Source organism: Arthrobacter agilis, assembly GCF_002953615.1.
Taxonomy (GTDB): domain Bacteria; phylum Actinomycetota; class Actinomycetes; order Actinomycetales; family Micrococcaceae; genus Arthrobacter_D; species Arthrobacter_D agilis_B.
The window spans coordinates 3,334,259-3,337,332 of record NZ_CP024915.1 but is presented as its reverse complement, the minus strand read 5'-3'; the positions used below and the strand labels follow the sequence as shown (position 1 = coordinate 3,337,332).

Here is a 3,074-nt window from a genome sequence, read left to right as displayed (position 1 = left end):
GGTGGGGTCGGTCGAAGGTCCCGTCCAGTATCCCGCACGGGTCCGGAGGAGCGGGGTCTCAGGCGGAGAGGGGTCCCGCTGCAGCGCCCTGGTCGAGCGAGCCGCCGGGATCCTGCCTCCGGACGATGGCCTGCTCCGCCGGGAGGGTGGTCCCCACGACGACGGCGGTCCGGGCGCCGGCGACGGGCGCCGTGGGATCGGCGCCGACCGGAGCGAACGCCGTGGTGCCGAGCACCGCGACCAGGGCCATGGCACCGATGGCCGCCCTGATGCCCTTGCGTCCAGGGGTGAGTTCGGGGGTGAGTTCGGGGGTGGGTCGGTAGCTGATCACGGCGTCCTCCTGCGGGCTGGTGGTGTTCCTCCAGCCTGGTGCCGACACCTGGGGCAGGGCTTTCCCGTAGCTGTGCGGTCGCTGTGCAGGAAACACACAGCTACGGGCGGTCAGCGACCGGTGCACGGACGCGGCGGTGGCCGCCGGCGGACGCGCGCGGCTACCGTGGCGACGCGACCCTGCCCAGCCCGGACGGCCACCAGATCTTCGGTCCGATGTCGTAGGCGAGCGCGGGGATCAGCAGCGAGCGGACCAGCACGGTGTCCAGCAGCACGCCGAACGCCACGATGAACGCGATCTGCGCGAGGAACAGGATCGGAATCACGCCCAGCGCGGCGAAGGTCGCCGCCAGGACCACGCCGGCAGAGGTGATCACCCCGCCCGTGACGCCGAGCCCCCGGAGGATGCCCGGCCGCGTGCCGATGCGCAGCGACTCCTCGCGTACCCGGGTCATGAGGAAGATGTTGTAGTCCACGCCGAGCGCCACCAGGAACACGAAGGCGAAGAGCGGCACGGAGGCATCGGCGCCCTCGAACCCGAAGATGCCGTTGAACACCAGTGCGGAAACGCCCAGGGCCGTGGCGTTCGAGAGCGCCACGCTGGCCACGAGGAGCACGGGTGCGACGACGGAGCGCAGCAGGACGATCAGCACTCCGAGGATGACGAGCAGCACGATCGGGATGATCTTGACGAGGTCCGCGAGGGCCGTGTCGTTGGTGTCGATCGCCACCGCGGTGACGCCGCCCACCAGCGCGTCGGGACCGGCGTCGTCGAGCGCCGTCCGCAGCTCCCGCACCACGTCCTCCGCCTGCCCGGAGTCCGCCTGGAACTCGAGCGTCCCGCTGATCAGGACCTGCCCGTCCTCGACGGCGGGCACTCCCGCGGCGTCGACGGTCAGCGCCGCGCCCGAGATGCCGTCCTGCCCGGTGACCACATCGAGGGCGGCGTCGGAGTCGGCCTCCGGTGCGACCACGTAGACGGGGCTGCCGGATCCGGCGTCGAAGTGGCGACCGAGGGCCTCCTGCCCGTCGACGGCGTTCGACGGCGCGAGGATCAGTGCCGACTGCGGCACGCCACTGGCCTGGAGCTGGGTGAGGCCGAGCGCACCGGCGACGAGGATGAGCAGTGACGCGATCCACAGGACGCGGGGCCGGCGGGCCACCAGCAGTGCGACCCGCTTCCAGATGCCCCTGAGCCGCTCCAGGCCGATCTCCGCGCCTGCGGCGGTCGGTGCGGCATGCCTGCCATGGTGTGGGGCGACGGCGGTCGAGAGCCCGGCGTCGTAGCGCGGGCGCAGCGGCCAGAACGCCGCCCTGCCGAACAGGAGGAGGAGCGACGGGAGGAGGGTCAGCGCTGCGGCCAGCGAGAAGACGATGCCGATGGCCGCGATCGGCCCGAGGCTCCTGTTCGAGTTGAGATCGGAGAACAGCAGGCACAGCAGCCCGAGGATCACCGTCGCGCCGGAGGCCAGGATGGGTTCCACCGACCCGCGGTAGGCCACCCGCATGGCGTGCCAGGTGGTCTCGTGCTCGGCGAGCGCCTCCCGGAACCGGGCCACGAGCAGCAGCGCATAGTCGGTGGCCGCACCGATCACGAGGATCGACAGGATGCCCTGGCTCTGCCCGCTGAGCTGGATCCAGTCGAGCTTCGCGAGACCGAACACCAGCAGGATCGACGTCGCCAGCGCGAACACCGAGGTCAGCAGCACCAGGAACGGCAGCACGATGGAGCGGTAGACGGCGAGGAGGATGAGGAACACCGCTCCGAGTGCCACTCCGAGCAGGATCCCGTCGATGCCGCCGAAGGCCTCCACGAGATCGTTGGTGAAGCCCGCCGGTCCGGTCACGTAGCCGGTCACGCCGTCGGGTAGTTCGTCCGCCAGGACGGTGCGCAACTCCCCGACCACCTCTGCGAGTTCGGCGTCGGAGGAGACGAAGGCGATGTACTGGACGGCCAGCCCGTCCTCGGACGGGATGGGTCCGGCGACGGCGGGCGCTCCCTCGGCCGGGGGTTCCAGCCCCTCCACCTCGCCGAGCGCCACCCCGACCTCCTCGTACAGGCCGAGGTCCTGCGGCCCGATGGCGGTGTCCGACTCGGCGACGAGGACCGCGGGGACGGCGTCCGAGTCGCTGAACCGCTGCTGCAGCTCGCCCGCCTCGGTGGATTCGGCGCTCGCGGGCAGGAACGACGCCTGGTCGTTGCTCGAGACCTCCTCGAGGCGCCCGAACGTCGGACCGCCCACCGCTGCCCCGACCAGCCAGATCAGTACGACGACGACGGGCAGCAGGACCCTCAACCAGCTGTTCCTCATGATCTCTCCATCTCCCAGAAATTATCTCTATCGTAAAGTATATCTATCATGGAGATAATAGGAACCAGCCTAAACTGGAGGCGAAAGAAGGCGAGGGATCATGGCTGCGAGGGACGAGCTCATGGCACTCATGCAGCAGTTCACGGTCGAGACGGACCGCTATGTCGACGTCGCCAGCGAACGGGACAGCCTCTACCGCACGGACCTCCACGCCCTGGGCATCATGATGGGCGCGGCACGCGCCGGCCTCACGGTCACGCCCGGGCTCCTGCGGGAGGAACTGAACCTGAGCTCACCGGCCACCACCGCACTCGTCGACCGCCTCGATTCCGCCGGCCATGTGACGCGCCGGCGCAGTGAGGTGGACCGGCGGCAGGTCCACCTCGAGATGACGGAGAAGGCGCGCATCACGGGTGCCATGCTGTTCGCGCC

Annotated in this window: 3 protein-coding genes; 1 reads left to right on the top strand and 2 read right to left on the bottom strand. The window is 70.2% G+C overall.

Annotated features, from left to right (window positions below; genetic code table 11):
- Nucleotides 1-58: 58 nt before the first annotated feature.
- The gene (locus tag CVO76_RS16395) at nucleotides 59-331 is read right to left on the bottom strand and encodes a hypothetical protein (RefSeq protein WP_208740146.1); all 273 of its coding nucleotides are present in this window, start codon (nucleotides 329-331) and stop codon (nucleotides 59-61) included.
- Between the two features lie 160 nt (nucleotides 332-491).
- Entirely contained in the window at nucleotides 492-2,642 is a 2,151-nt protein-coding gene (locus CVO76_RS16390) for an MMPL family transporter (protein WP_208740145.1), read from the bottom strand.
- Between the two features lie 100 nt (nucleotides 2,643-2,742).
- On the opposite strand from CVO76_RS16390, the gene CVO76_RS16385 reads away from it, so the two are divergent.
- Nucleotides 2,743-3,074: MarR family transcriptional regulator (locus CVO76_RS16385; RefSeq protein WP_208741880.1), on the top strand; the 332-nt coding region annotated here is incomplete at its 3' end.

Excerpts from the sequence above, each read along its gene's own strand:
- CVO76_RS16390 (WP_208740145.1), bottom strand. The coding sequence starts at position 2,642 with ATGAGGAACAGCTGGTTGAGGGTCCTGCTGCCCGTCGTCGTCGTACTG.